At 60.5% G+C, this 3,236-nt stretch carries 2 protein-coding genes; both read right to left on the bottom strand.

The genetic code is table 11. The features are described from left to right. Nucleotides 1–345 precede the first annotated feature (345 nt). Entirely contained in the window at nt 346–942 is a 597-nt protein-coding gene (locus BLR24_RS30555) for a hypothetical protein (protein WP_139188823.1), read from the bottom strand. Nucleotides 943–947: 5 nt separating this feature from the next. Next, nucleotides 948–3,236 (bottom strand): LysM peptidoglycan-binding domain-containing protein (locus tag BLR24_RS30135; protein ID WP_139188822.1); only part of this gene is annotated, 2,289 nt, incomplete at its 5' end.

Genomic DNA, 3,236 nt, shown 5'->3' with positions numbered 1-3,236 from the left:
GTTGCCCTCGGCGTCGTAGTCGTAGTTCACCGCGTTCTCGGCCACCAGGTATTCGGTGGTCTTCTGGTGCACCATCCGGCCGTTGGCGTCGTACATGCTACGTTCGACGTTGATGGCGAAGAAACGAAAGCGAGAACGAACCGGATCGATGACGGGGGGTCCATACAGGGCGGGAGCCGACTCGACCTGAGAGTGAAAATTGATCACGAACCAGGCAACCCGCCCCGGTCAAACAAGCTCCAGCCGTTCGAAAAAGTGCTTCCGACGAGCACGCAAAGTTGAACGCTTAAAAAACGCCTGCCCCCGAGAGATGGCAGAGGCGACAGATTCACGTGTATAGGACAGCTATTTGGTCTGGCCCTGAGGCCGTGTGAATGTGAAGACTACTGGCTCTGTCCACCAACCTTGGAAGGTGCCCTGCTTTTCGTCGAAGAGGACGTAACGCCTTCTGATTTCATACTCATGCGTGCCTGGCAGGAACTGGTACAGATACAGACCTTTTAACGGCTCTTGTGTAAGAGGGCCGAGTCGTACAGACGATGTCCCCACTTCGCCAGGTTCGATCGACGTGAAGTCGGCTCGTCCCCATGGAGTCACTCGATGCACGATCAAGCCGTTGAATTGAAGTCCAACCCCGCTAGACTTTTGGTTGATGGCGAACTCTTCTTCCGCTCCATTGACTACGTCTGAGTGCTCGCGACTAATGCCCCACGTCCCTCGCTTGATGAAGATCAGTCGGTCAGTCACATTTTCATAGCGGGTATGCACAACGACGTTGGGGCCATCGACTTCGACAGTGACGGAGGTTTTCATGAGAGCAACTGTTCGAGGTGAGGCTTGTGTGGACGCGTTCGATTCAGCGATGCTGGAAGCCAGTGGCGCACAGGCGCCAAGCACCAGCAAGCTGGACATCAGGCCAACTTGTAAGTAGATTTTTTGCATGGCGCTTACCTCCTAGTGCCACTGCTTTGCGATCCGATGTAGTCGCTATAGCTCGGCGTTCGGGGGCGGATCAGATCCGAGGCATAAAACCCGAAGGTGTCGGCATGGTACAGCGCCACATTCGGCGCTAGCGCACGAACGTCGACCACCCCATATGTCGAGATCTCTTTTCCAGTGGCGTCTATCGCAATTCGGCCCGTTTTTGGATCGACATAGCCGTCGACTGTTCCGGTAATAGGCGGGTTCGAACCAGGGATGATAGGACCGGTGCCATTCCAGTGGGATGTCTCATGAGTCAGCACTTGGGCAATATCGCCTCGCGCAAGGGCTGGCCCCACGTAGATGGTATTGGACGGGTCGTTTCGGCGAACGTACGCTCCAGTTCCGTTGTAGTCGAGGTCAGTCCAGCCTGGGTTGGCATTTCTGCTCGCATACTGGAAGTTGTTGATGTCAATCGACTGATTGGACGCGATGTTTCCCTCGATGCGCTGCAGCACCACGGAGCGTGCCTCTGTATCGGCGGTGCCGAAGGCGTTGTAGAACGCCATCTTCGCCGTGTCGTTGTTCCAGTTCCTGATCTCAGCGCCCCGATCCTGCAAATTGGTAAGGGAGTTTTGCAGGCCCTGATTGATGATGAGTTGCTGACCAACCGGCAGCGGTGAATCGACCGAAATGATCGTGCGCGTCGTGCCGTTTGGAAGAGTATCTTGAACGTTGCCGTAGTCGTCCGAAGTCCGCACGGCTCCTGGCATCGTGCGCACTGTGTTGATGTCGACACCGTCCACCTGCTTCTGAAGGTAGTCGTAATGAAATCCATCGGACCGAATAACCGTCTGCCACTCGGGCTTGGTCGCCGAACTGCCGTCGATGACGCTCCTGATCGTGCCATCTTGCAGAACGTCGTAGACATTGCCGCCGTCGTCCACGACGCGAGAAGCACCTGACACTAGCTGGTAAGGGTTGAGCTGTATCCGTTGGCCCGGACCTGCCGCCGGCGCTGGCGCGCCATCAATGACCACCTTGGCCTTGTTGTTTACGTCCACGTCATAGACGGTGCCGTCCCCGTCGTCGACCAAACGCTGGCTACCCGGGGCGAGCAGAAACGGATTGACGTTGCTAGGCGCTGCTGGTTGAAGAGCCGAAGACGTCGGTGCGACTTTGTTGCGGGCACCAACTTTCACTGCCTCTACTGAATCGATAGGTTCGGATAGCCCCTCACCAAACATTCCCAGGATTTTGGCCCGCTCATCAGCCCCGATCGGCCCTGGTACGCGCGAGCCTTGTCCGTTCGCCGCTGCGATGCTCTCCCCCAACGCATTGCCAAAGGCATCAACAGCAACCTGGGTCGCGCTGACGCGTCCACCGCGCAGCGCCGCCGTCGTGATGCCCCCGGCGAAGCTGGACACGGCTCGGTTGGCGAACTGCCCGAAGCTGTCCGAGCCGAAGCTGTTGCCGATGGCGCCGCTCACTCCCTGCGCGACCCCTGCACCGACGGCGCTGGCCGCCACGCTCCTCCAACTGAAACTCGACTGCAGTCCCGTGGCCACCGCAATGCCTTGCGTGAGTGAGTTCGCGACGGCGCCGCGCACGACGGCATCGCCGATCACATTTCCTGTATTGATCAGCCCGCCACCGAGTCCAGCGGTGACGCCGCTGCCAATGGCACCGAGCGCCACTTGCTTCCAACTGAACTGGTCCTGCGCCCCGATGGCGACACCGACAGCCTGGCTGGCAATGGAGCCCACGGCGCCCCCCACCACTGCGGCGCCAATGCTTGCGGCTGTCAATCCACCCGCTCCGCCCAGCACGGCGACCCCACCGGCAAAGCCACCTGCGCCCGCTGCCCCGGCTGCGCCGAAGTAGGCTCCGGCCGCGCCGGCCGTGTAGATCGTCACCACCACGGCAATGACCACCATGATGATCTGCCCCACCACCCCGCAGCCGTCGTCCTCGGCCTGCGGCGTCGCCATCATCGTGGCCGAGTCGCTCGCAATCTTGCTCGGGTCGTACGGCCTGAAGGTGCTCGCGTTGTCCGCACTCCCCACCCTTGTCGGAATCCTGAGCACCTGCCCAGTCCGCAGGTCCGCATCGCTGCTCAGCCCGTTCGCATCCGCGATCAGGTACCACAGGCTCGCATCCCCGTACGCCCCCCGGGCGATGCTCTGCAGCGTGTCGCCCGTGGCCACCGCATAGGTGCCGGGGCTGCCCGCGGGGTAGTTGCCGTCGATGGGCTGGTAGCCGAAGCTGAAGTCGCTCTGGGCGCTGAAGAGCGGGCCGTTCTGCGCCAGCGGCGT

Source organism: Variovorax sp. OV700, assembly GCF_900099805.1.
Classification (GTDB): Bacteria; Pseudomonadota; Gammaproteobacteria; order Burkholderiales; family Burkholderiaceae_C; genus Variovorax.
Note: the sequence above shows the minus strand (reverse complement) of the source record. Positions and strands in the feature narration are given on the sequence as shown.